This is a genomic window from Mesorhizobium sp. M0062 (assembly GCF_040323125.1).
GTDB lineage: Bacteria > Pseudomonadota > Alphaproteobacteria > Rhizobiales > Rhizobiaceae > Mesorhizobium.
Window position 1 is genome coordinate 147,164 of sequence record NZ_JAMYUO010000003.1, and the last position, 25,614, is coordinate 172,777.

Sequence of the window (25,614 nt, forward strand, 5' to 3'; positions counted from 1 at the left end):
CCATCCGAGACGCAGTTGCACCGACATTCATTAGCGCTCGTTAACTTTTGAGCGGATGGCGAATTGTGGGAATATGCAACCGTGTGCTAACGTTAGGTCACGTACGGTTTTAGAGCCGGTCGCCGGGGGTATCTGTGATCGATCTCGCACTCTGGCTTGCTCCGCTGGACGGTGAAAATCCGTCAGGCGAAGACTTGCGCAACGATCCGGCTTTTCATGAGCTGGAGCGGCTCACGGAGCCGCAGGTCAAGGTCGTCCATGACGGGCGCAACAAGCCAGCCGCGCAATCGACCATTCCGGTCGACTGGCCTGCCGTGCTCGGCAAGGCCGAGGAGTTGCGTTCGCATGGCCGCGACCTGCGCCTGCTTGTCATTGTCGCCCGGGCGCTGGCCAATGAAGAGGGATTGGCCGGACTGGCACAGGGCCTGACCCTGATTGCAAGGACCTTCGAGACGCATTGGGAGACGATGCACCCGGCGCTGCGGGCCAGCCCCCAACCACGCGAGGCCGCCTTGCGCCGCCTCAACGCGCTCGCCGACCTGCAGAACGGCCAGGAAGGCCTGCTGGCGAACCTCAGGCAAATGGTCTTCTTCGCGCCGCGTCCCATCGGGCCGATCAGCGGACGCGATCTCGAACAGGGTGCGCTCGACGATCGCGTCATGCTTCAGGAAGCGGCGTCGGGATTGAATGCCACGGAGAAGGCAGCGCTGGTCAGCGCGCACGGACAGCTCCTGAACCGGGTGGGCAGCGGTTGTGCCGCCCATCAGGACCAGGCCGGTGAACAGATGACAGCGCTCATCGCCGGGGCGCACGCAGCGATCGAGGCGCTCGACGCGGTCGATACGGCCCTGAATGCCCGTCTTGACAGCAACGGGGCTGCCGTCCCGGACCTGAAACGATTTTTGCAGCGCGTGCTGACGACGCTGGAACGCAACACGGCGGTCGAGACCACGGAAGAGGCAGCGACGAAGGGGGCTGCCAGCCCGGCTGCTCCCCCGGCAAGCCCGGCCGCGCCGGTCAGAAACGGTCATGGAGCCGAGATGATGGCAAGCTACGCGGAGACCGGTGCGGGGCTCCCGGACAGGATTTCCTCGCGCGACGATGTGGTGAAGTGCCTCGACCTTGTGGTCGCGTTCTACGACCGCACCGAGCCGTCGAGTCCGATCCCGCATCTCGCCCGCCGGGTGCGCAGGATGGTGCACATGGATTTCGTTGAACTGATGGAAGACCTCGCCCCGTCGGGGCTCAAGGAATTCCGGCTGCTCGCCGGCGTTCCCGACGCCAAGAAGACTGCCCAGAAGGATGAAAGGTAGCAACACATGCCAGCCGAAAGCAAAGCGAAGGTCATCGAGCGAAATCGCGCCCCGCGCGTGCAGATCGCCTACGATGTCGAAACCTACGGCAGCCCGACGACGATCGAACTGCCGTTCGTCATGGGCGTGATGGCCGACCTGTCGGGCGCATCGCAGACCAGGGAAGCGTCCAAGACGGTGCTCGACCGTTCCTTTGTCGAGACCGATGCCAACCGCTTCCCCAAATTCATGGAAGCGCTGGGACCCAGGGTCAAGGCGCGGGTGAAGAACACGCTGCCGCAGGCCGAGGGACAGGAGCGCGACGAAGAACTGGCGCTCGACCTGACCTTCACCAAGATGGGCGATTTCGCCCCCGACAAGATCGCCGAACAGGTCCCGCAACTGGCCGAGATCCTCAAGATGCGGCGCCAGCTCGAGGAGCTGCTCGGCTTCATGGACGGCCGCGTCGATGCCGAAAAGCGCATCGCCCAATTGCTGAACAACCAGCCGCTGCTTGGCCAGATCGCCGCCCAGGCGCTGTCCGACGACAAGGGTGAGGAATAGATCATGGCCGAACAGCAAAAGACCGCAGCATCCGTCGCCGAGGCCGAGGCCGTCGATCTCGGCGAATTCAGCCAGCTCTTGGAGAAGGACTTCAAGGTCAAGAAGGACGACAGCGAGAAGCTGCAGCAGCTGGTTCGCAACCTGGCTCTGGCGGCGCAGTCGCGCTCCGAGACGACGACGATTTCGTCCAACTCGATCAAGTCGATCAAGTCGTTGATCGCCGGCATCGACAAGATGCTGACGACCCAGGTCAACGAAATCCTGCACGCGCCGGAAGTGCGGCAGATGGAAGGCACCTGGCGCGGCCTCTGGTACCTCATCAACAACACCGAGACGGATCAGAAGCTGAAGATCCGGGTGATGAACATTTCCAAGGAGCAGCTGGCCGATACGCTCGAAGACTATGAAGGCCAGATGTGGGACCAGAGCCCGATCTTCAAGAAGGTCTACACCGACGAGTATTCGATGCTCGGCGGCGAACCGATCGGCTGCGTCATCGGCGCCTACGAGTTCTCCAACCACCCGCGCGACGTCGGCCTGTTGCGCAACATCTCCGGCATCTGCGCCTCGGCGCACACGCCATTCATCGCCGCCGCCTCGCCACGGCTGTTCCGCATGGACAGCTGGCAGGAACTGCCCAACCCGCAGGACCTGCAGCAGATCGTCTCCAACCCGGCCTACGCCTCGTGGCAATCGCTGCGCGAGAGCGAGGATGCGCGCTATATCGGGCTGACCATGCCGCGCGTGCTGGCGCGGCTGCCCTACGGCTCGGAGACAGTCCCGGTCAAGGGCTTCTCCTTCGAGGAGGAAGTGCAGGGCGATCACAACAAATATGTCTGGATGAACGCTGCCTTCCCGATGGGCGTCAACATCAACCGCAGCCACAAGCTCTATGGCTGGGGCACCCAGATCCGCGGCGTCGAAAATGGCGGCACTGTGCTTAACCTGCCGGTGCACTCCTTCCCGACTGATGACGGCTCGATCGCGATGAAATGCCCGACGGAAGTCGCCATCGACGACCGGCGCGAGGCGGAACTGGCCAAGCTCGGGCTGATGCCGATCCTGCACCGCAAGAACACCGATCTCGCGGCCTTCATCGGCGCCCATTCGCTGCAGGACGATGAGACGCGGGCGGGCCGCCTGGTCGACCCCGACGCCCAGTCCAACGAGCGGCTCTCCGCCAACCTGCCCTATCTGTTCCCGGTCTCGCGCTTCGCCCACTACCTCAAGGCGATTGCGCGCGACAAGGTCGGCTCGTTCAAGGAACGCACCGACATGCAGATCTGGTTGACCGAATGGATCAACCGGTACGTGCTGGCCAACCCGGCCTTCGCCGACGACAAGGCACGCGCCAAGCGTCCGCTTGCCGCCGCCGAGGTGCAGGTCGACAGCGTGGAGGGCCGGCCGGGCTACTACAACGCCCGCTTCTATCTGCGCCCGCACTACCAGCTGGAGGGCATCAACGCCTCGCTCAGGCTGGTGTCGGAATTGCCGTCCGTGAAGACCTGATTGCAGCAACCAAACCTTTGTTTGAAAGCGGTGGAGAACGAAAATGCCCACAATGAAGATCGACGGTTTTCTGAAAGTTCCGGATATCAAGGGGCCTAGCACACGCGACGGCCATGACGACGAGATCGAAATCCATGGCGTCGATTACAAGATGGTCGCGCCCTACGACCCCAATTCCCTCTCGCGCCGAGGCCGCGTGTCGATGGGCATGATCAAGTTCACCAAGCACTATGACAAGGCCTCACCCTATCTGGCCAAGGCCCTGTTCGAAAACAAGGCGCTGGACGAGGTCAAATTCTCCGCGCGGCGGACCATCGACGGCGAGAGCAAGGACTATCTGGTCGTTACCCTGACCGACGCCTCGATCATGGAATACGACATGTCGCAGGCCGATGATGAAGCCGACCTGATCCAGGAGGAAGTCTCCTTCGCCTACAAGAAGATCAAGTTCGTCTATGACGACAATGACGAAGCCGAAATGGATGTCTATGTCGGCAAGTGAGGGGCGAGCAAAGCGCCCTGCCGCCGACAAGGTACAGGCGGGCGGTTCACGGGCCAAGCGCGAGGCGGTACAGCCTTCGCTGTGGGACCGCCTCGTCAACGATCTGCCGGGCCTGAGCTCGGAGATAGACGGGCTCAGGCAGGCTCTGCAGGAGGAGCTTGGCGCAGAGCGCCTGGACGAGCTGCTGGCAGACGGACCGAGGCGCATCGACGCCGATGACGCATTGAACCCCGATCAGAAGCGCCGGCTGCACCGGCTGGCGTTTCAGAACCGGCACCGTGGAGAGCTTGAAAGCCGAGGCATCGTGGTGTCGCCCGATGTGCTGCGCGAGGCCGTGCGGCGCGACATCGAGGCGCTGTTCAACACCGAGCGTTTCGAATCCGCGCCGCTGCTATCCGATCTCGAGGCCGAGCAGATGACCGACAGTCCGACATCGCTGGCCGACTTTCCGGAGGTGCGCCGCAGCGTTGTCAATTATGGCGTGCCGTCCTTCTCCGGCCGGTCGTCGCGCGACTTCGATCGCGATGTTCTGGCACGCGAGATCCGCGCCGTGCTCGCCGCATTCGAGCCGCGGCTGAAGGAGAGCGCGACGAAAGTCACGGTCAACCTCGGCGACAAGACCGGCCTGAAGATCGAGATCGACGCCGTGCTGATCATGACGCCGACGCCCGAGCGCATGCGCCTGCGCACGACGATCAATCTCGACAACGGACTGGCGCGCACCGAGTTCAGGGAAGCCTGAGAGATGGACCGGGTCTTCGTAGAATATTACGAGGAGGAACTGTCCCACATACGCGGGCTGGCGGCGGAGTTCGCCGACATGCATCCGGCGGTTGCCCGCAATTTGTCGCTGGATACGGTGCCGTGTCCCGACCCCTATGTCGAGCGGCTGCTCGACGGCGTCGCCTTCCTCGCCGCGCGCACGCGCCTGAAGGTGGATGCCGAGCGCTCGCGGTTTTCGCGCAGCATCCTCGACGTGCTTTATCCCGATCTCGTCACGCCGGTGCCGGCAACCGCCATGGTGGTGCTGAAGCCCGGCCAGCAGGTGCAGACAATGCTTGCCGGCCACGTCGTCAAGCGCGGCACGCGGCTGGTCTCCAGCCTGCAGGCTGGCCTGTCGACACGCTGCACCTTCACCACCGCGCAGGACATGACGCTGTTTCCGATCGCGATCAGTTCGGTCGGCTATTTCCAGGACCGCAGCGCGCTTGCCGCCGCCGGCATCGGCCCGATCGCCGGCAAGGCCGGCGAAGCGGCACTTCGCATCACGCTGGCGCGGACCGGCAAAGGCAAGCTCGACGAACTGGCGCTCGACCGGCTCGACTTCTATTTCGCCAACCGCACCAAGGCGCCGCTGATCTTCGACGCCATCTTCGGAGTCTGCTCTGGTGTCGGCGCTCGACCGGAAGGCAAGACCAATCCATTGTCGCCGCTACCGCCGCCGGAGATGGTCGGCATTGCCGATGCCGAGGCGCTGATGCCGCGCACGCGGCCGACCTTCGAAGGCTACCGCCTGCTGCGCGAATATTTCATGATGCCCGAGCGCTTCCATTATGCGCGCGTCACCGGCTTGCTGCCGGTCGTGCGTAAATGCCAGGCCGGGCTCGAAATCGTCTTTTTGTTCAGGCGTCCCGTGCCCGAGCTCGCCGACCTGACGCCGGCGGATTTTGATCTGTTCGCGACGCCGATCATCAATCTCTTCGAGCGCGAGTGCAACGTCATCGAGCTCGACCAGCGCAAGACGCGGCAGGTGTTGCATGCCGACCGTACGCGGGCGCGCGACTTTGAAATCTACCGGGTCATCCGCGTCGAGGACGCCGATGCCGAGGGGCCCGATGCCGAGATACCGGAGCTGTTCAGCCTCGGGCAAAACCGCGGCAGCGGCTGGGTCTATTCGACCGAGCGGCGGCCGCGCCGGCCAACCGAGGACGAGCGGCGCCAGGGGGTGACCCGCACCTCCTATGCCGGGGACGACGTCTTCCTGGCGATCTCGCGCCCGGTCCACAGCCAGGCCAACAGGCCGCTCAAGCGCGTCGATATCATGGCGCTTTGCACCAATCGCGACCTGGCCATCCTCGACGACACGCCGACCCTGACGCTGGAAGCCGGCGACCCTGTGGAGACGGTCCGGCTGCTCGGCGCATTGCGTTCGCCGCAGCCGGCGATCCCGGCAGCGCTGCCGACCGGCGCCGACGGCGAGTCGCGCGCCGACGACCTGGCCTGGCGACTGGTGTCACAGCTGGCGCTCAACTTCCTCAGCCTGGCCAAGGAAGGCCGCGGCGTCGATCCGCTGCACGCGCTGCTCGATCTCTATGCCGAGCGCGGCGACCCCGGGCTCGCCCGCAATGTGCGCTCGATCGTGCGCATCGACTCGCGCGCGGTGATCGAAAGGCTGGCGATCGAAGGGCCGATGTGCTTCGGCCGCGGCACGGAAGTGACGCTGCATGTCGACCAGTCGGTGCTGGCGGGACAGAGCACTCTGCTGCTGTCGGGCCTGCTGTCGCGGCTGTTTGCCCGCCATGCCGGCATTAACGGGTTCGTGCGCACGCGCACGCGGTTGCTCCAGAAACAGGAGGATGTGCCATGGCCGATGACGCCCGGCAATCGCTACCTGATCTAGAGCGAGCCGCAACCCTGTCCGAGAGTTTCGACTTTTTCGAACTGCTGCGCCGGCTCGAACGGCAAGGCGGCCTGTTCGGCCATTCCGGCCGGCCGGACCGCGAGCCGGCAAGGCTCGGCCAGAATGTGCGGCTGTCCTTCGCAGTGCAGGACGTGGTGGATTTCCGCGAGCCGACGGACAAGTCGCCGGCACGCGTCACGGTCAACAATCTCGGCCTGCTCGGACCCGAAGGGCCGATGCCACTGCATCTGACGCGCTGGGTGCTCGATCGCCTGTCGCAACGCTGGTATGCCGGCGCCGAGGCGCGGCAGACAAGCGACACGACCTTCGTCGATTTTGTCAATATCCTGCAGCACAGGATGATCGCGCTCTACTATCGGGCCTGGGCGGATGCGCATCCGGCTGTGCAGGTCGAACGCGGTGTCGGCGGCCGCGTCCGTTCCATGCTGGAAGCGATGGCCGGCATCGGGCTGCCGGGCACGCAGGATGCCGAACTCGATACAGTAAAACTTCGCCAGGCCGCCTCGCTCGCTGCCCAAGTCGACGGCCCCGAGCGACTGACGCTGTTCCTGGCCGAAGCCTTCAAAGTGCCGGTGGTGCTGAAGGAGTTCGTCGCGGCCTGGATGACCATCCCCAAGGCGCTGCAGACGCGGCTTGCCGGCAGCTATGCCACGCTCGGCCGCAGCGCCACCATCGGCCCGCGCAGCTTCAGCCGGCAGAGCCGCATCGAGCTGCGCATCGGCGCGCTCAGCTATATCGATTACAAGGCCTTCCTGCCGGGCGGTGAGCGGCTGAAGCTGTTGAAGCAGGCGGTGCGCGACCTGATCGGCGAGACCATCGATGTCGATCTCAGGATCGTGCTTGCGGCAAAGGCAGTGCCGCCGGCGAAGCTCGGCACCGTCCAGCTTGCCCGCACCACCTGGCTGGCGCGACCGGTCGAAAAGGGGGACGCCGACGACATGCGGTTGCGGACCATCGTCGGCTGGCGGGAAGAGGTGGCGGCATGAGCCTGCTTCTGACTCTCGAACAGGGACCACGCGCGCAAGTCACGCGGCAGGCGCGGCTGGACGAGGGCGAGCTGGTAATCGGCCGCAGCGCCGACGCCGACTGGCAGATCAACGATCCCGACATGTTCGTCTCGCGCGCCCACTGCAAGATCACCAGCAAGCAGGGCGGCTATTTCGTCACCGATACCTCCAGCAGTGGGTTGTTCATCGACGATGCCGCCAGCCCGCTCGGCGCGGGAAATACCGCGCGCCTGCAAAGCGGCATGCGACTGCGACTGGGCGACTATGTGGTGTGGGTCGATTTGCAGACGGCGAAGACCGAGGCGCCGGCCTCCAGGCCTTCAGCGCCTGCCAGTAAGCCGGCGGCGTCGCGGGCGCCGGTCAGCCTCGGCGGCGACGATTTCTTTTCGTCCACCACGGAAGAAGAGCCGGGACGGCCACGCCCTGCCAACCTGCCCGATCCATTCGAAAAGCCGGTGCCCGGCGCATTCGCGCGTGCAGATGAACGCAGCTCGCAGGCGTTCGATGATCCATTCAGCCTCGACCCTGTGGCGACGCCTGCGCCCGAGACCGCCCCCGGCAAAAGCGGCGGCAAGCCGCTGTTCGACGACCCCTTCGGCCTCGACTCCGCGCCGCTGTCGAGAGAGCCTAGCAGATCCAATCCTGAGAAGCCGCCGGCCTTCGATGACGGGTTTGGTTTCGGCCCTGCCGAGTCCACCAGCCTCGACGCCGGCGTGACGGATGGCGGCGCAGTGGATGCGCCCTCGCCTGCCCCGGCGCCCTGGGATCTGCCGGTCCGCGCTGCCGAGCCATCGCCACAGCGGCCACCGCCAGCCCCGCCTCCACCGCCACCACGCGCGCCTGTCCGGCAAGCTGCGGCGCGGCCATCGGCCGGACAGGCGGACGCGGAATTGCGCGCCGCTTTCCTGCGCGGCATGGGCATGGACGAGGCCGATTTTCCCGGCAGCGATCCGGTGGCCGACATGGAGAAGTTCGGCCGCGAATACCGGCTGATGATGGAAGGGTTGATGCAGCTTTTGCGCAAGCGCGCCGAAGAGAAGGGCAACGCCCGCGTCGCCCAGACCGTGGTTGGCGCGTTCGAGGTCAACCCGCTCAAATTCCTGCCTTCGGTCGACGATGCTCTGGTGACCATGCTGGCCGAGCGCAGCCCCGGTTTCCTCGGCGCCGAAGCGGCGATCAAGGACGCGGTGCGCGATCTGGCGCAGCACCACGTTCGTGCCTGGCGCGGCGTGCAAGGCGCGCTCAAGCGCATGATCGACCGCTTCGATCCGGCGGCGATCGAGCAGGAATTGAAGTCGAGTTCGGCGATCGGCAATCTGCTGACCGGCGGGCGCGGCGCCAAGCTCTGGGAATTGTACCAGAAACGCCACCGTGAAATCGCTCACAGCGCCGAGACGCGTTTTCTGGGCGAGATCGGCGCTGATTTTCGTGATGCATATGAGGAGGACTGAGACATGATCGACAGACGCGAATTTATCCTTGCCATCGGGGCGACGGGACTGCTGACGGCTTGTCAGAGCGGCCCGCCCAAACCATCCGTCATCACAGTGAATCTTGCCGGTGGGGCCGGCATGAACCCGGGACCGGGCGGCGGCGACAGGCCGGTAACGGTAATGGTCTTACGGCTGAAGAGCACCGGCGCCTTCAATTCGGCCGATTATTTTGCCCTGCAGGGCGGTGCCGGCGCGGCACTTGGCGGCGATCTCATCGGCTCCGACACGGTTTCCGTCGGACCCGGCAAGACCGCATCGAAGACCATCACGGTCGAGCCAGAAGTGGCAGCACTCGGCTTCGTCGCGCTGATCAGGGAACCCGGCGGACGCAACTGGCGCACGACCAAATCGGTTTCGCCGGGATCGAAGTTCACGGTCAATGTGAAGCTCGGCAGCGGCGGGATTTCCGCCTAAAGCGCGTCGCGTTTGAACGGATCCAGGCGACGCGCTTTAGGTCTTTGTTTTTATGCATCGTTCTCTCAAAACCGTGACCACTTTTGAGCGACATGCATTGGCGGCAAAAGTCCGCAAGCCGCGCAACATGATGAGCAGGAAGCTGAGAGTGCCGGCATGAGCGATGCAAACAGGGTGCTGTGGTCGGAGGGACTGTTCCTCCGCACCCAGCATTTCCAGCAACAGGACCGCTTCTTCGAAGCGACGGTGCGCGGCGCCTTGCAGGCCGGGCATCTGCATACGTTCGGCTTTCGAACGCTGACGCTCGATCAGGCACAGCTCGATGCCGGCCAGATCTCGGTGCTCTCGGCACGCGGCATCTTTCCAGACGGGACGCCGTTCGCGATCCCCGAGACGATGGATGCGCCGCGGCCGCTGGCGGTGACGCCGGAGATGGGCGCTGGACCGGTGCTGATAGCGCTGCCGCTCGAGCCGCCAGGCGGCGTCGGCTTCGACCCCGCTCACGCCGAGCCGTCCGGCGCGCGCTATCGCGGCCGGATCGTGTCGGTGCGCGACGCCGTGCATGGCGGCTCCGATCCCGAGGAAATCGAGATCGCACGGCCGCAGGCGCTGTTGCTGGCGCCGGGCACGGCCGTCGGCGGCTACACCGCGCTGCCGGTGGCCGAACTCAAGGGCGTGCGCGCCGATGGCGGCGTGGCCCTGGACGACACCTTCCTGCCGCCGACCTTGGTCATCGGCGCGGCGTCCTGGTACAGCCGGCTGCTGCAGGAAGTGGTCACCGGCGTCGACCAGATCGCCGAGGCGCATGGCAAGATGGTGCTGGGCGGCCCCGGGCGCAGCGTCGAGGATCTTCTGATCCTCAATTTGGTCAACGCCGCGCGGCCGCGGCTGGCGCACATGCTGGCGCAGGACGTGTTCCATCCAGCCGAGGTCTATATGGAGCTGGCCGGTCTCGCCGGCTCGATGGCGACCTATGGCTCGAGTGCAAGGCGGCTCGGCGAACTGCCTGTTTACGACCACATGGCACCAGGCCCGGCCTATTCGGCGCTGGCCGACGCGCTGCGTTCGCTGATCCTCAGCCTGCGCTACATCGAGCCGAAATCGCGCGCCCTGCCGGTCATGCGCCATGCCACCAATGTGTGGAAGATCCGCATCGACAACCCGAAACTTCTGGTGGCGAGCCGCATCGTGGTGCGGATCGGCTCCGAACTCTCGGAGGATGCCTTGCGCAAGATTTTCGTCAACCAGGCGACCGTCGGCTCGGCCAGCGAATTCGAAGGGCTGTGGAAATCACGCCTGCCCGGCATTCCGCTGAAGCCCCTGCATTCGCAGCCGCGCGAAATTCCCTATGACGGCGACCGGCTGTGCCTCGAACTGGACCAGAAAAGCGAGCACTGGGCCTCGCTGCTCGAAGCGCCCGGGTTTGTGATCGGCGTTTCGGGCGTGCTGCCCAGCGAACCGCAGGTCGACTGCTACTCGGTCAACAGGTGAGATGATGAGCAGGGACGATCCATTCGGACTGTCCGAGGATCGGGAGCGGACGCGCATTCGGCTGAGCGGAGCGCCAACGCCGCGCGCCATGCCGCTGCCGGCGTCAGGGGTGACCGCGAAACGCTCCGCGCGCGCGCATCCGAACGTGCTCGTCAACGCGTTCTCGCCGCTGCTGGAATTTGCACCCGAACTCGAAAACGCGCAGCCGCCTGAGAACCCGGAAGCCCTGCGCACCAGGCTGCTCGACGAACTCGTGCGCTGCCGCGACGCCACCATGGCACAGGGATCGTCACTTGAGCGCGCCGACCAGGCCGCGTGGCTGGTGGCCGCGTTGCTCGATGATCTGGCGCTGAACACGCCGTGGGGCGGCGCCAGCGCATGGCCACGCCAGCCGCTGGTGGTGATGCTGCGCGGCGACGTCGATGCCGGCGCGCAGTTCTTCGCCCGTCTTGAAGAGCTGGAGCGCCATCCCAATCGCGACCGCGAAATGCTGGAGTTGCAATATCATTGCATGGCGCTCGGCTTCCGCGGCAAATATCGCGTGCCGGGCCGCTCCGGCGACCGTTCGCTCAATGCCGTGCGTGTGGCCGCGGCGCGCTTCCTGCGCGACAGCGACGCCGAAGGCGCACAGCTTTCGCCCAACTGGAAGGGCGTGATCGCCTCCGACGAGCCGCAGCGCTTCATCGTGCCGATCTGGGTGATGGTTGCGGCAGCGGCGGTGATCGCCACCGCCATTCATATCGGGCTGTCGATGAGCCTGAGCAGCCAGGCGGTCGAGCTTTCGGCGCTGGTTCGCGCCTTGCCGCCGCCGACGCGTACGGATGTCACCCGCGCTTCGCCGAAGGTCGACGCGCCGCCGCCGGTGGCGGTGGATTTCGCGCTGCTGCCGGAATTCCAGGCGGCAGCACCCGACGAGCTCAAGAGAGCGCTGAGCGGCACGGAGAGCGTGTCGCTGGCGCGGCTGGTCATCCAGGCCTCCAATCCCGAACTCTTCCAGTCGTCGCGCGCGCAGCTGACAGACGGCTTCGATCCGCTCATCGCCTCGGTCGCCAAGGTGATCCTCGAGAACCAGGAGCTGATCGGCGATATCACCGTGGTCGGCCACACCGACGGCGTTCCGTTGCAGAAGACCAACCCACTGTCCACCAACCAGCGGCTGTCGGAAGCCCGCGCCGCGGAAATTGCCGATATCCTGATTCAGAACGGCGTGCCGAAGGAGCGCGTGCGCTCCGAAGGCCGGGCCGCCACCGATCCGGTGGCCGACGACGGCACACGCGAAGGCCGGGCCTTGAACCGCCGCGTCGAAGTGCTGGTCGAAAAGAGGCTGTGACATGTTCATCCTGCGCTTCCTCTGGGCGGTCCTGACTTCGCGTTTCCTGTGGACGCTGATCGGCCTGGCGCTGCTGTCGCTGATCATCTGGGTATTCGGCCCGATCGTACGGGTCGGCGACTATGTGCCGATGGCGTCGGAGACGGTGCGCATCGTCATCATCGCTCTTCTGGTGATCTTCTGGCTGATCTGGCTGATCGTCGCGCAGCGCCGCGCGATCCGCGCCAACCGCATGTTCGTCGCCGAGATTTCCGCCCCGGTCGAGGAAAAGCGGCTCAGCCCGGGCGAGGAAAACGTCGCCGCGGTCGGCGCCAAGTTCCAGGACGTCATGGTCGAGTTGAAGCGCCGCAAGCTCGGCGGCCGCAAGTTCCTGCGCGAGATGCCGTGGTATGTGATCGTCGGCCCCCCGGCGACCGGCAAGACGACGGCATTGCGCCAATCCGGCCTCAACTTTCCGATCGACCTCACCGACGATCTGCAGGGCATCGGCGGTACCCGCAACTGCGACTGGTTCTTCTCCGAAAACGCAGTGATGATCGACACCGCCGGGCGCTATGTCCAGCAGGAAAGCCAGCCCGTTGTCGACGCCGTGGAATGGCTGGGTTTCCTCGATCTGTTGAAGAAGCATCGTGGCCGTCGTGCGCTGAACGGCGTCATCGTTGCGCTTGGGATCGACGCGCTGTCCGAGGGCGACGAAGCCGTCAAGGCGCATGGCCGCAAGATCCGCAGGCGCCTGGCCGAGCTCGAAGAGCGGCTGGAAATCCGCTTGCCGGTCTATCTCATGCTGACCAAGGCCGATCTGATCAGAGGCTTCGAGGCCTTCTTCGGCGGCCTGTCGACGGCGGCGCGCGAACAGGTATGGGGGACGACCTTCCCGCTCGATGCACGCGTCGACGCCAAGACGATCGCGGGTGAAGTCACGACGCTGTCGAGGGAGCTGGAAAAGCGACTGGTGCCGCGGCTGGAAGACGAGGATAAGCTGGCCGAACGGGCCGAGATCTTCCGCTTTCCCGCACAGCTGCAAAGCCTGTCCGAGCCCATCCAGGTGCTGGTCGAGGCGATGTTCGGCGAGAGCCGCTACGAGGAGGCAGCCTGGCTGCGCGGCCTCTATCTGACCTCGGCGACCCAGGAAGGCGCGCCGATCGACCGGCTGACCGCGGCGCTCGCCTCCTCCTTCGGCCTGCCGGCACGACGCACGATGCCGGCGCAGCGCTTCGAGAAGCGCAGCTTCTTCCTCAAGAACCTTTTGACCGAGGTGATCTTCAAGGAGGCCGGGCTCGGCACCTTCGATCCGCTGGCGCAGCGCCGCCGCAGCTGGGTCTGGCGCGGTGCCGCCGCTGCCAGCGCGGCTGCGGCCATACTCGCCGGCGGCCTGTTCACCTGGTCCTACTACGACAATCGCAACGCCATCGCCGCGCAAGCCGGCCAGTTCGAAGCGCTGCAGGCGCCGCTGACGTCGACCGCCGCGACTCCCGCCTCGGTGCTGCAGCCGGCTATGGACGTTGCCCTGACCGCCATGGACGAAGTCGCCAATGCCAGGACTGCGCCTCCGAACAAGGCACAGGACCTGCTCGGACCATCGGCTTCGGCCGAGATGATGCGGGCGCAGACCGACACCTATGACCACGCTCTGCGCAACGTGCTGGAGCCGCGGATGGTGGCGTTGCTCGAAGCGACCATGTGGCGGCAGATCCGCGATCCGGACTTCATGCTGGGGGCGCTCAAGACCTACCGCATGATGACCGGCCTGTCTCAGATGGACTCCGACTTCGTCGAGAATTGGTGGGTGAACGACCTGCCCGAATTCGCGCCGGCCGCGCCCTTCCCGACAGCCGATGCGGAAGAACACCAGCTGGCAGCGATCCGCCGCATGGCGGTCGACGACAGCTACATCGCGCCCGACCAGGCGCTGGTCGCCGAAGCGCTGAAAACGGTCTGCACGATCTCGCTGCCGGCGCGGGCCTACAAGCAATTGCTGGCCGATCCGGCGGTGGCCGGATTGAAGGAATGGATCCCCGCCAATTTCGCCGGGCCGAACGGCGCCAAGGTGTTTTCGCGACGCTCCGACAAGACGCTGCGCGTCGGCATATCAGGCGCCTTCACCTATGACGGCTTCCACGATGCGATCCTCGACCGGGTCGAGGATGTCGCCGCCCAGGCGGCACTCGACCGCGCCGTGTTTGCCGGCGGCTGCTCGGAAAATTCCGAGACCTCGGTGTCGGCGCTGTCGGAAGATATCCTGAAGCTCTACTATGACGATTACATCGCGCAGTGGGATAGTTTCCTGCGCGACATGCGGCTGGCGCCGCTGAGCGACCTCAACATTGCCAGCGAGAATCTGAAGGACCTTTCCAGCGCCGATTCCGCGCTGAAGCGGCTGTTGACGGCGGTGGTCCAGGAGGTCGACCTCACCCGCTCGGACGACGCGCCGGCGACTGACGACAAGGCGGCGGCGAAGGGCGGCTCGAAACTGCTGGGCAAACTCGGCAAGCTGGGCAAGATCGTCAAGACCGGCGCCAAGCTGTTGCCGCGCGCAGGATCGGCCAGCGAAGTCGACCTGACCGGCACGCTGGTGGCCGAACACTTCAAGCCGCTCAAGAGCACGATTGCCGAGGTCGACGGCCAGCCGCCGGCGCTCGATGCCGCGGTCGTCGCGCTGACGGCGCTGTCCAACGTGCTGCAGACGGTGACCGCCAATCCCGACCCGCAGGACGCGATCAAGAAACAGGGCGGGCTTGCCGAACTGACCGGCGCCGTCGCCCGCCAGGCGCAAATCCTGCCCGACCCGGTCAACACCTGGCTGAGCGGCATTGCCGGCGACACCAGCGGGTTGACGCAGAAGGCCGTGGCCTCCGAGCTCAACGCCATCTGGCGCGCCGACATCCTGCCCTTCTGCCAGGCCGCGCTCAACGACCGCTATCCGTTCAGCCCGGACAGTGCCGTCGACGTCAACGTGCGCGACTTCGCCCGCCTGTTCGGACCGGCAGGGATGATCGACGGCTTCATCAACGACCATCTGATCGGCTATGTCGACACCTCGGCGCAGCCTTGGAAATGGCGTGCCGATTTCGGCCTCGACCCGTCCGCACTTGCCGCCTTCGAGCAGGCGCGGCGCATCCGCGACGATCTCTTTCCCGGCGGTCAGGGCCCGGTGATGGCCTTCACGCTCGAGCCGACCGACCTGTCGCCCAACGTGACCCGCGTCACGCTCAACCTCGATGGCCAGAACCTGGTCTATTTCAACAATGCGACGCGACCGCAACCGATGACCTGGCCCGGCAAGGACGGCACCGGCGTCATCTCGCTCGCCTTCCAGCCGATCGACGGCTCGCCCGAAATCATGCTCAACGAGACGGGAAGCTGGGCGTGGCTGAGGATGCTGCGCGGCGGCCGCTTCACCGGGACGTCGCTGTCCGATGTCTACAGCCTGCGGCTCGGAACGAAAGGCATGTACGCCGATTTCAAGCTCAAGGCGGCGAGCGTGGAAAATCCCTACAACCTCCAGATGTTCAAGAAATTCTCATGTCCGCCGCAGATATGAACACCGGCTTCTTCGGCAAGATTCCGGCGACCGGAGATTTCGTCGCCGTAAACCTGCCGCGGACCTTCATCGACCGCTGGGACCGCTGGATGTCGATGGAGTTGCGTGAGAGGCCCGACGAGGGGGAATTGGATTCGCGTGTTTGGCGCTTCATCGTCAAGAGCGGCATTTTCGGCGACCGGCCCTGTGCCGGCGCATGGCGCATGAGCGAGGACCGCGTGGGACGCCGCTATCCGTTCGCGATCATCGGGATTGGGGCTACACCGGCACCTGACGATGCATGGTTCGACGGCGTTGCGTCAATCGTTGATGAAGCGGTCGAATTGCAGAGGACGCAGTCCTGGATAGCCGAAGGCTTGGCCAACCTTGCCGCGCCCAGTAACAGCCATGGCGATCCGAACCGGATTGGCTTCTGGCTCGACGACTGGTCGGTGCATGAGTTCGCGTTCTCGGATATTCACGACCTGGCGGCCAACGCCCTGCCGAAAATGCGCGCCCCGCGCCCTGAGACGGAATAGCTCTGATGGGCAGCACAGTCTTTGCTGAAGGCATGGGCTTCTTCCACAAAGGAAGCGGCGGCAAGGGCGTGGCGCCGGGAGATGTGTGCTTGAGCCCGCCTTCCCCGCCGGCAGGCCCGGTTCCGGTTCCATACGTCAACATGCTGTCTTCCAGCGATCTCACCAAAGGCAGTAAGAGCGTCAAGATCGAAGGCAATCCGACCGCGCTCGAAAGCTCGTCGGAGGTTGCGACCAGCACCGGCAACGAGCCGGCCACCCAAGGCCTCGGCGCGGGGGTCATAACGCACAAGATCAAGGGCAAGGGAGTGTTCAAGCTCTGGTCGTTCGTCGTCAAGGTGGAGGGTAAGGGTGTCTGCCGCCATGGCGACACCATGGAGCAGAACACGGCAAGTCCACTCCCGAACACCATCGATACCGCCGCCTTGGTCAACTTCCGCAATGCTCTTCTGGTGAAAGAGAAGAAGAAATGCACGACCGATTATTGCTACGACGATCATTACACCCAGCCAACAGGCCCGCAGAAAGCCAAGGTTCAGAACCGGCCATGCTGGGAATGCAAACGTAACCTTGACAGGTTGAAGAAACGCACGACCGGCAAGAACAAGACCGCGATCAAGCGACTGGAGGCGAAGGTCAACCGGCAAATTTCGGGGAAGGAAGCCCCGCTGATCGCCGATCACCAGCCGACGCAGAAGGCAGCGTGGTACGCGGGTGGATGCAATATAGAGATCGTCCCACAAGGCTTCAAGGATGCGATGAAAGCGCTTTACGTCAGGCCGCATTGCTCCAGCCACAGCAACAGCCAGCCGGGCCGGCAGTCGAAGGTGGACAACAAGGCGATTAGGAAGTTCATGAACGCTCGGGGGATCTAGGCGATGAGTGCAACGGGTTTTGCCGATCTCGACGCTGACTATACGGCGATAATCGATGCGTGGACCGCAGAGCTCCACGCCGTCATGCCGGCGATCGAGGAATGGTGGGGCGCACTGCAGCAGCGCCTGAACGCCTCCGGTGAGAACATAGCCAATCTGCATTGGCCCGCCGGGCTGGTGGCCCATCCACGGATTCTGGCGATCTACCGCAAGCACTACTTCAAGGTTCACGGCCTGAACCTTGAACGGTACGCCCGACAGACCGATGATGACGACGAGGACGATGAATCGAACTGGGGTGAGGATGGCGACGAAGCGGACGCCAGCGGTCCCGTGCCGCCCAATCTGCTGCTGGTCGAAATGATGTCCGAATACGACACGGAACTATTCAAGTACTTCAAGTACTTCGTCTATGTCCCGATCGGCGAGGATCCATCTCTCGAAATGTGCTGAGGCTAGAAGAAGATGGCAATGCGGATTGATCATAGTGTCGAACTCGGCCTGAACCGGCTTCTCAACGCACCCCAGGACGTTGTCGGTCCCGATCATGGAATCCGCCTTTCGCGCCGCGAGGCCTCTGCTGCCTATAGGTCCCTGTTCAAGGCCTACCTCGCTGACTTGCAGGAGACGTTCGAGGTGGCTTCCGAGATCTGGGAAGCTGGCCTCGACGAACTGGTCGATGGCGGCCTGACCGTCAATCAAGCGATCACGGCCCAGCTGGATGATGCAGCGGCCGGCCCGGCGAATCATCCGGCGGTGGTGTGGCTCGTGCGGGAATACTGGCTGCGATGCGTTGCGGTGGGGGAAACGCTGCCCGCGGCCGACCGCCTCGCGCCTGAGGTGTTCCTGCTGCAATGGGTCGTCGATGAAGGCAACAAGGAATATGTAGAACTGCTGACGGCCATGCCCTATTGGCCGATCGGGCTTGATGAAAACGGCCGGTGGTGCTGAACGATGGCCTTCGATGTCTGGCTGGAAAACAGGACACCCTTCGCCGCCGCGACGCACGTCCAATTGAATGCTGACGGCCAAGAAACTCTGATTGTCATGCTGTCGGCAAGTTTCACGGCGACGGATGAAGGAAAGGAATTCCAGCCAGCGGCCGAACAGGTGCCGGTGATCTTTGGCGATGAGCCTTTTGGCGATCCGGCCCTTTCATCGACCCGCTACGAAGCGGACATCGCGCCCGTCAAGCCTGGCGCCGAGGTGATCGTGAATGGCGTCGCGCACGCGCCGGATGGAAGGCCGGTACGCGAGATGCAGGTTGGCCTGCGTGTCGGTAACTCGATCCGCAAGGTATTGCAGGTCGTCGGGGACCGGATCTACGACTCCGGCGGCTACAGCGCACCGGCGCCTTTCCGGACCATGCCGATCGTCTATGAACGCACCTATGGCGGCACTTTGGAAGACTTGCGCACGGACCAGCGCAATCCAGTCGGCGTGGGGTACCATAACGCCCGGTCTGCAGATCCTGCGGTCAGAACCGAGGCGCCCAACGTCATGTATCCGGGCGAAGCGCAAGCCCGACCTGGGGAATCCCTGAGGCCGGCGGGATTCGGGACGATTGGCCGGGGCTGGCAACCGCGCCTGGCTTTCGCCGGAACCTACGACAAGGCTTGGCTCGAATCCCAATGGCCGCTCGCTCCCAAAGACTTCGACACGCGGCATTATATGTGCGCCCCAGCCGATCAGCAGATGGCCGGCATCGGCAACGGCGAGGATATCACGGTGATCGGCATGACGGCTTCGGGCAGATGGGATTTCCGCCTGCCGCGCATCACGGCCCCGCTTCGGCTCATTTATGACGATCGTGTAGAAGAAAACGCGTTCAAGCCTGACACCGTGCTCATCGAGCCTGACTTGAAGCGCGTGACCCTTAAGGCTCGTTTGGCAGTGGTAATCCGGCGCAACGTGCCGGCGCTGCGGGAAATCGCCTTCGGCCACATTTCTCCTGTTTGGATCAATGCGCGCCGCAAGCGAAAACTCTATCTCAATCTTCTCGGCGGCGACGGGGCCCTGCGCGATCGCTCGGCGTGGCAGCCGTGAAGCGGCCGCTCTACATCTCGGTTGGTGGCGCCGTCACGCCTGCTGGATTGAACGCGCGCCAGACCATCTCAGCCATTCGCGCCAACCTGTCAGCATTTCAGGAGGTGCCTCTTTCAGAGCCGTTTCCCACCACACAGATCGTGGCACGCATTCCAGCCAAGGCGGGCCTGCGACGCAATGACGGGGTATGGCTCGCCAGCATGGGCGCCCGCGCTCTCAAGGAGGCGATGCTCGACAACAAGGCAACGCCGGACCACACCGCTGTTCTGCTCGCGCTGCCGGAGAGTTTCCGCGACCATCCGGCGTATGAAGAGGTCGAGCGGGGGCGCCTTTTGAATGCCATTTTCGAGCGATGCGGCCTGCGCTTCAATGCCGGCTCGCGCGTATTTGACGGCGGTGCCGCAGCCAGCGCCGGACTGCTCGACTATGCCGGCGACATGCTAGAATCCGGGACCGTCGCGCAGGTGCTGCTGGGTGGTGTGGACAGCCTCGTCAACGGGACCGACATTGCGCGCTTGATGCGAGCCAATCGTCTGAAATCCGAAAACAATGCTCAAGGGGCAGTCCCTGGCGAGGGCGCTGTCTTCGTGCGCCTGACGCGAGCGCCGGGGAGCGGGCCGGCTGCAATGATTTGCGGGGCGGGCCTGGCTCAAGAGATCGACAGCGTTCTTTCCGAACGCCAGAGTCAAGGCCGTGCGATGGTGGCTTCGCTGCTTGCTGCCTTCAGCGGGTCCGGACCCAAGGAACCCGATATCGAGTTCCTTGTCAGCAATGGAAACGGGGAACGGTACAGCGGGCTCGAACAACTGGTCGGTCGCTCGCGCTTCTACCGCACGCACCGCGAGATATTCCCGACAGCCTACCCTGCGATGACGGTCGGCGACATTGGAGCCGCTAGTGCGGCACTTGTTCTGATGCTGGCGGCCGACAGTTTTATAAGCGGTTACGCGCCGGGCCGCGTCGCAGCCTGCGAGCTTGCATCCGAGGGTGGCAACCGGTCGGCGATCGCGCTTACCGACCTCCGCCAACGCTGAACGGAGGGACAAGCCTTCCCTCGGCGAAAGCGATCACATCCACGCCGGGAACTTGCGTGTCCTGCGCCAGTCTGCCAGCGGCGCCTCGGGCGTGGCGATTGCCGCGCGCAACGCATCCACCCTGAGCCTGCGCATCGAACGGAACAGACGATGGTTGCGCCCGCCGCGCCCTTCGTCCCACCATGCTTCGACGCGATCGGCGGCCGGCAGCGAGCTGTCGTCGAGTTGGGCAAAGCCCTCGCCAAGAACAGCTGGATCGGCAACGAAAAGGTCGGTGTCGCCGAAGTCCACCTCGAACAGATCGCGAAGTGCTGCACCCGCTGCGGATGCCAGTTCCGGCTCGCGCATCTTCTCGATCAGCCACGGCACCACCGCTTGGTCGCCGAGCAGCCCGATCGATGCCGTGGCCGCGATGCGCAAGACAGGCTGTCCGAGACGTGATTGCAGCCAGGCCTTGCCGGCCTTCGGCGGCGTCGTCAGCAGGCGCAACTCGATCGCCGCCTGCGCATGGTCCGTCTCCGTCAGCACGATCTTGTCGATCACCGAGTGCGCGGACCGAGCCTCGCCAAGCAGGCAAGCAGCGAAGGCGGCCGCAAGACGTTCTTTCGTTGTCTCGCCGTCAAGCCCAGCCAGGACTTCCGGAAGCAGGTCGCGCCGCCTGAGCACGCCGGCGAGCCGGACGGCGCGCCAACGCACGTTCGCATTGGAATGGCTGGCCAGATCATGCAGGCGCTGTCCCGGATCGACGCGATGATGCCAGAGCGCAGATAGCCCAAGACAGCGCAGCCGCGCGTCGCGCGTGTCCAGCCACTGCGCCACGAACGGGCGCAGGTTTTCGCCCGGCGTGCGCGCGATCGCGGCAGACAGGCTCGATATGCCGGCGTCACCTAGGCTTGCGCCCGCGTCGATTGCAGAGGTCACCAATTTGGCATCGCTCCAACGCATTGCCAGAGTGCCAAGCACGAAAATCTCGCCCGGTTCGGCGTAGTCGGCGAAGCGCGCTTGAGCAGCTTCCCAACCGGCCTTGCCGGCTGCCATGAGCCCTTCGAGATTGGCTTCGAGACGCTGGTCGATGCGGCCGATATCGGTCTCGTCGAGGATTGGACCGTCGATCTCCAGACGACGTCGAAGCCACAGGAACGCCGCGTCCTCGGCGTGTTGGTCCACGATCGCCGCAATGGTCGCGATGCTGTGCATCGGCAATGCCTCAGTTAAGATGCACGGCCCCGCCGCGGATGCGGTTGGTGCCACTGGCCTGGCTGGTCAACTGGGTGCCACGAATGGTCACGCGTCCATTCTTCTCCAGAATGATCGATGCCAGGCCGCAGCGCAGTTCAATGCGCTCATCGCCGTTGATGACGACACGTTCGCCGTCGCGGACGACTTCGAGGCTCCTGCCGCGGGGCGCAGGATCGACGATGCGCCCGACCACCAGCGGCCGCGCCGGGTCGCCGCCCTCAAAGAGCAAAGCCAGTTCGGATCCGACGGCCGAAACGTCCAGCTCCGTCAGGCTGCGCGCCGCTATCGCGGTCTCGCGCGGATTGCCGACGAAGACAACCAGCGGCGCCCCGCCTTGGAAGCCGATCAGCAGGCCGATCACGACGCCGTCGATACGCTCCAGCACTTCCATGATGATGCCCTCAATTGTTGTTGATCGTGCTGCCCTTGACGATCACCTCGCCGTCGGCCTTGACGGTGATCTTGCCGCTGCCCTTGAGGGTAATATCCTTCCCATCAGCGACAATGGTGCCATCCTTTTTCATCGTGATCGAGGCCGAACCGCATTTGAGCGTGATCGAGTCGGCCGCCTCGATCATCAGATTCTTGCCGACCTTGATCACACTGTCTTCGGCTATCTGGATTCCGCTGCCTTTGCCGACCTTGAGCGCGTGCCCGCCGCCGACATCGGTTGCGTCGTCCGCAGCGATTTTTGCCGACCTGCCCTTGCCGATCTGCGACGACTGTGCCCCGCCGATGGTGAAACTCTGATCGGCGCCAACATTGACGCTTTGCGCCGCCGCGATGTTCCAGCTATCAGCCGCGCCGATATCGTGGCTCTGCGCAGCACCTACGGTGACCGACCGCGTCGCACCGATCGTGTTCGTCTGCGGACCGCCCACAGTTCGGGTCTCGGATGCTCCGACCGAATCGACCCGGGCCGCGCCAACGGTCACCGTCTGGACGATTGCAACCGTCTGGGTGTGGTTGGCACCTATGGTCTCCGTGGAGTTCGAGCCGATGTTGATCGTCTCATCGACCCCCACCGTCAGTGAGCGGTTCTTGCCCACCGTCTCAGTGTCGTTCGACCCGATATTGGTCGTCTGGTCGACGCCGACCTTGACCGTCTTGTTGTTGCCGACGTCCTCGTCGAGGTTGTGACCGACGGAGTGCTTGGCGTCGTGGTCTATGCGGTCGGACTGGTCGTGCTGGACCAGCTTCTGGCGATCATTCTTGATCAGAAGGTGATGGTCCTTCTGCGCCTGGAAATTGACCAGTTCGGAGCCGGCCTTGTCCTCGAACATCAGCTCGTTGTAGCCGCCACCGCCCTTCGACGAGTTGGATTTCCAGCCCGACTGCGTGGCGTTGCCGGGCAGCCCGTAGGGCGGCATCTGCGAGGCGTTGTAGACCCGGCCGGTGATGATCGGCAGATCCGGATTGCCTTCGATGAAATCGACGATCACTTCCTGGCCGATGCGGGGAATCTGGATGAAGCCCCAGCCGCTGCCGGCCCAGGTCTGCGACACGCGCACGAAGCACGAGCTCTTCTGGTCCTTCTTGCCCAGGCGGTCCCAGTGGAACTGCACCTTCACCCTGGCATATTTGTCGGTGAAGATCTCCTCGCCGGACGGACCGACGACCGTCGCCGTCTGCGGCCCGCGCATGATCGGCCTTGGCGTGATGCGCGGCGGCCGATAAGCAACTGAGGTCGGCGCCACACCGAGCACCACCTTGAAATTCTCGCCATCGGTGTCGACGCCGGCGCGATAGCCCGGATCGAACAGCCGGTACTCGGCGCTGATCACCAGATACTCCTTGTTCTGGTCGTCGCGCGGAAAGCCGTCGAGCTTGAAGGTGCAGCCGGAGAACAGGCCGCGCACGGTGCCGACAGCGGCAATGCGCATATGCGGCGCCTGGATTTCTTCGCGCCTGATCGCCGCCAGGCTGTCGCCGCGCCCGACTTCCAGATGCGCGCCGGGGTGGCGATAGTTCTCGCCGGCGGCCTGCTTGTGGCCGAAGGGCTGCGCCGACTTCGCCATCAAATCGGCGGCGGGTTTTTCGAAGTCATAGTCGGTGTGGGCATAGGCGCCGGGGCGCACCGCGCTGCCTGGAATCCAGTCGGTGATGTACTCGACGTCGCGGCGCGAGCCCTGCCCTTCGAACTGATAGAGCACCGTCTCATAGCCCGGCGCTGGCTTCAGCTTGCTCATGGCGTCGGCCAGGATCAGCGTGTGCTCGCCCTCGGCATGCTCGAAGAAGTACATTATGCCTTCGTGCTCGAGCAGCCGCTGCACGAAATCGAGGTCGCTCTCGTCATATTGCACGCAATATTCGCGCGGCGGATAAGAGCCTTGCAAGCGCTTTTCGAACTTGGCGATGCCGCCATATTTGGAGAAAATCTCCTCCACGATCTCGACGGCGGTCTTGTCCTGGAAAATGCGGCAGTCGGTGGTATTGCCGAGGAACCACAGCCACGGCCTGACGACCGCCTCATAGTGAGCCAGCCGATCTTCGATGCGGGTAAGGCGAAACTCGGCGATGAGGCCGCTGAACCAGCGCTTGGGGTCGGCCTCGCCTTCGATCGAAACGGCGCCGCCCAGCATCTTCAGCGGGTCGACATCGGCATTGGTCGAGACAAATCCAACGGTGTAGGCAAGGCAGCGGCTGATCTCGTCGCGGCCGACGAGATGCGTAAAGGTCAACAGCTCGGCGCCGACCGGCGTCTGCACAAGCGCGGCGCGTTGTTCACTCGGCATGGGTCGTGCCCCTCCTGAGCGCTAGTGTGGCAGGTTCGAAGCCCTTCTTGTGTTAACGACCTCACGTTCAGGGATATTTCGCAACTTGCCACCCAAGCCATGTTGAGCCTACCACATGTTCTATGGCAGACCAAAGAGGACAAGCGGCAGGCCGTTGCTGTTTGCGCCGCTTTCGCCAGTGTGAAACGCCGCTCTCCCGCTGTGCCCGCAAGCTGCTAGACTGTGGCACATCGGATCAATGGAAACGGCAGCGGTCGACGGTCCATAGCGCATGTTCATCAGTCTGCAGATCAGCAATGTCGATGTCCTGCCTGCCGGGCTGCCGCCCGGCTACGCATCGCGCGACCGCGGCTTCGAGATCGGGCGGGAGAACTGCGCCTGGACCTTGCCCGATCCGGACAAGTTCATCTCCGGCCGACATTGCGAAATCCGCTACGAAGGCGGCGCCTTTTTTCTCCACGACGTCTCGCGCAACGGCACATTCGTCAACGGGTCGAGCCAGCGCCTGACCGGCCCGCATCGGTTGGCGCAAGGTGACCGGCTCCGGATCGGCCGCTATATCGTCTCGGTGTCGATCGATGACGGGAACCCAGCCTTCGGTGGCCATGGTTCGACGCAACGGCAGATGCCCGTTGCCGGATCCTTTCCAGACCATGTCGCATCGCCACGGTCACCGACCGCGCCACCCGCTTCGGTCTCCAGCCGGCCGCAGCAAGCCGACGAGATCCTGCGCGCGATTGCCGCCGGCGCCGGCATTCCGCCAGAGGTGCTTTTGCTGCGCCAACCGCAGGAGGTAGCCGGCGAGATCGGCGCGGTGCTGCGCATCGTCGTCGACGAGCTGGTGTTGCTGTTGAAGGCGCGCGCCGCTGCAAAAGTCCTGGCCAAGACCAGCGACCGGACCATGATCAATTCCGCCGACAACAATCCGCTGAAGTTCGTGCCCGGGACAGACGAAATCCTCGACATCATGTTCGCGCGGCGCAGGGCCGGCTATCTCGATGCCAGGCACAGCATCGAAGACGCTTTCCACGACCTCAAAACACATGAATTCGCCACCTTCGCCGCCATGCAGGCAGCGCTGTCGCGGTTGCTTGACGATCTGTCGCCCGAGGCGATTGCGAAAAAACTGCCGCCATCCTCCTTTGCCTCGAAGAAAACGCGCGCCTGGGACGCGCTGGTCGCGACCTGGCGGGCCAAGGAGGAAGCGCACGAGAATGGCATGCTGGACATATTCCTCACCTATTTCAGTGAAGCCTATGCCAAGGCCGCCAAACCGAAGACCGGCAAGGGCTAAGCCCGCGCACCGCTGAAGACACCGTGAAGGCGACCCGAGCACGGGCCGGCCACCAAAATTGCGCCGGGTTTCCATCGCAACCTTCTGAGACT

General features: G+C 64.3%; 22 protein-coding genes. 19 read left to right on the plus strand and 3 right to left on the minus strand.

Annotated features, from left to right (window positions below):
* The first annotated feature begins 134 nt into the window (after positions 1-134).
* The 18 genes from tssA to NKJ64_RS05040 all read left to right on the plus strand — a co-directional run bounded on the left by tssA (position 135) and on the right by NKJ64_RS05040 (position 20,254).
* Entirely contained in the window at positions 135-1,313 is a 1,179-nt protein-coding gene (tssA, locus tag NKJ64_RS04955; RefSeq protein ID WP_023754029.1) for a type VI secretion system protein TssA, read from the plus strand.
* A gap of 6 nt (positions 1,314-1,319) precedes the next feature.
* A complete protein-coding gene (tssB, locus tag NKJ64_RS04960) occupies positions 1,320-1,856 on the plus strand; it encodes a type VI secretion system contractile sheath small subunit (protein ID WP_023673718.1) in 537 nt (178 codons plus the stop codon).
* A gap of 3 nt (positions 1,857-1,859) precedes the next feature.
* Positions 1,860-3,365 (plus strand): type VI secretion system contractile sheath large subunit, encoded by a 1,506-nt coding sequence (gene tssC, locus NKJ64_RS04965; protein WP_023682611.1) that lies wholly within the window; start codon positions 1,860-1,862, stop codon positions 3,363-3,365.
* 52 nt (positions 3,366-3,417) lie between these two features.
* The gene (locus tag NKJ64_RS04970; protein WP_023673716.1) at positions 3,418-3,867 is read left to right on the plus strand and encodes an Hcp family type VI secretion system effector; all 450 of its coding nucleotides are present in this window, start codon (positions 3,418-3,420) and stop codon (positions 3,865-3,867) included.
* The gene (tssE, locus tag NKJ64_RS04975) at positions 3,854-4,609 is read left to right on the plus strand and encodes a type VI secretion system baseplate subunit TssE (protein ID WP_023673715.1); all 756 of its coding nucleotides are present in this window, start codon (positions 3,854-3,856) and stop codon (positions 4,607-4,609) included. Before NKJ64_RS04970 ends, tssE begins: the two co-directional genes overlap by 14 nt.
* A gap of 3 nt (positions 4,610-4,612) precedes the next feature.
* Positions 4,613-6,487 (plus strand): type VI secretion system baseplate subunit TssF, encoded by a 1,875-nt coding sequence (gene tssF / locus NKJ64_RS04980; RefSeq protein ID WP_023754028.1) that lies wholly within the window; start codon positions 4,613-4,615, stop codon positions 6,485-6,487.
* Entirely contained in the window at positions 6,451-7,494 is a 1,044-nt protein-coding gene (gene tssG / locus NKJ64_RS04985; RefSeq protein ID WP_023673712.1) for a type VI secretion system baseplate subunit TssG, read from the plus strand. Before tssF ends, tssG begins: the two co-directional genes overlap by 37 nt.
* The gene (gene tagH / locus NKJ64_RS04990; RefSeq protein ID WP_023754027.1) at positions 7,491-8,966 is read left to right on the plus strand and encodes a type VI secretion system-associated FHA domain protein TagH; all 1,476 of its coding nucleotides are present in this window, start codon (positions 7,491-7,493) and stop codon (positions 8,964-8,966) included. Before tssG ends, tagH (NKJ64_RS04990) begins: the two co-directional genes overlap by 4 nt.
* Positions 8,967-8,969: 3 nt before the next feature.
* Positions 8,970-9,422, plus strand: coding sequence for a type VI secretion system lipoprotein TssJ (gene tssJ / locus NKJ64_RS04995; protein ID WP_023682615.1), 453 nt, complete (start codon positions 8,970-8,972; stop codon positions 9,420-9,422).
* Between the two features lie 156 nt (positions 9,423-9,578).
* The gene (tssK, locus tag NKJ64_RS05000) at positions 9,579-10,913 is read left to right on the plus strand and encodes a type VI secretion system baseplate subunit TssK (RefSeq protein WP_286488924.1); all 1,335 of its coding nucleotides are present in this window, start codon (positions 9,579-9,581) and stop codon (positions 10,911-10,913) included.
* 4 nt (positions 10,914-10,917) lie between these two features.
* Entirely contained in the window at positions 10,918-12,243 is a 1,326-nt protein-coding gene (gene icmH / locus NKJ64_RS05005; protein ID WP_023804377.1) for a type IVB secretion system protein IcmH/DotU, read from the plus strand.
* 1 nt (position 12,244) lies between these two features.
* Positions 12,245-15,784 (plus strand): type VI secretion system membrane subunit TssM, encoded by a 3,540-nt coding sequence (gene tssM / locus NKJ64_RS05010; protein ID WP_352462073.1) that lies wholly within the window; start codon positions 12,245-12,247, stop codon positions 15,782-15,784.
* Positions 15,766-16,302 carry a type VI secretion system-associated protein TagF gene (gene tagF, locus NKJ64_RS05015; protein ID WP_023815184.1) on the plus strand — a complete coding sequence of 179 codons (537 nt, stop codon included), beginning with the start codon at positions 15,766-15,768 and terminating at the stop codon, positions 16,300-16,302. The genes tssM and tagF overlap by 19 nt, the downstream gene beginning before the upstream one ends.
* A 5-nt stretch (positions 16,303-16,307) precedes the next feature.
* Entirely contained in the window at positions 16,308-17,174 is an 867-nt protein-coding gene (locus NKJ64_RS05020) for a DUF4150 domain-containing protein (RefSeq protein WP_023682619.1), read from the plus strand.
* Between the two features lie 3 nt (positions 17,175-17,177).
* Positions 17,178-17,627, plus strand: coding sequence for a hypothetical protein (locus tag NKJ64_RS05025; protein ID WP_023682620.1), 450 nt, complete (start codon positions 17,178-17,180; stop codon positions 17,625-17,627).
* Between the two features lie 18 nt (positions 17,628-17,645).
* Positions 17,646-18,125: a hypothetical protein gene (locus tag NKJ64_RS05030; protein WP_023682621.1), complete on the plus strand. Its 480-nt coding sequence runs from the start codon at positions 17,646-17,648 to the stop codon at positions 18,123-18,125.
* Between the two features lie 3 nt (positions 18,126-18,128).
* A complete protein-coding gene (locus NKJ64_RS05035; protein ID WP_023682622.1) occupies positions 18,129-19,220 on the plus strand; it encodes a DUF2169 family type VI secretion system accessory protein in 1,092 nt (363 codons plus the stop codon).
* The gene (locus NKJ64_RS05040; RefSeq protein ID WP_023815183.1) at positions 19,208-20,254 is read left to right on the plus strand and encodes a hypothetical protein; all 1,047 of its coding nucleotides are present in this window, start codon (positions 19,208-19,210) and stop codon (positions 20,252-20,254) included. The genes NKJ64_RS05035 and NKJ64_RS05040 overlap by 13 nt, the downstream gene beginning before the upstream one ends.
* Before the next feature lie 33 nt (positions 20,255-20,287).
* Here NKJ64_RS05040 and NKJ64_RS05045 read toward each other — a convergent pair whose 3' ends face one another.
* The 3 genes from NKJ64_RS05045 to NKJ64_RS05055 are packed head-to-tail and all read right to left on the minus strand — an operon-like array spanning position 20,288 to position 24,228.
* Positions 20,288-21,451: a hypothetical protein gene (locus NKJ64_RS05045; protein WP_023704807.1), complete on the minus strand. Its 1,164-nt coding sequence runs from the start codon at positions 21,449-21,451 to the stop codon at positions 20,288-20,290.
* A gap of 10 nt (positions 21,452-21,461) precedes the next feature.
* The gene (locus NKJ64_RS05050; RefSeq protein ID WP_023682625.1) at positions 21,462-21,887 is read right to left on the minus strand and encodes a DUF6484 domain-containing protein; all 426 of its coding nucleotides are present in this window, start codon (positions 21,885-21,887) and stop codon (positions 21,462-21,464) included.
* 7 nt (positions 21,888-21,894) lie between these two features.
* A complete protein-coding gene (locus NKJ64_RS05055) occupies positions 21,895-24,228 on the minus strand; it encodes a type VI secretion system Vgr family protein (protein ID WP_023704806.1) in 2,334 nt (777 codons plus the stop codon).
* A 271-nt stretch (positions 24,229-24,499) separates the two neighbouring features.
* Between NKJ64_RS05055 and tagH (NKJ64_RS05060) the strand changes: the two genes are divergently transcribed.
* Entirely contained in the window at positions 24,500-25,522 is a 1,023-nt protein-coding gene (gene tagH / locus NKJ64_RS05060; RefSeq protein ID WP_023738407.1) for a type VI secretion system-associated FHA domain protein TagH, read from the plus strand.
* Positions 25,523-25,614 lie beyond the last annotated feature (92 nt).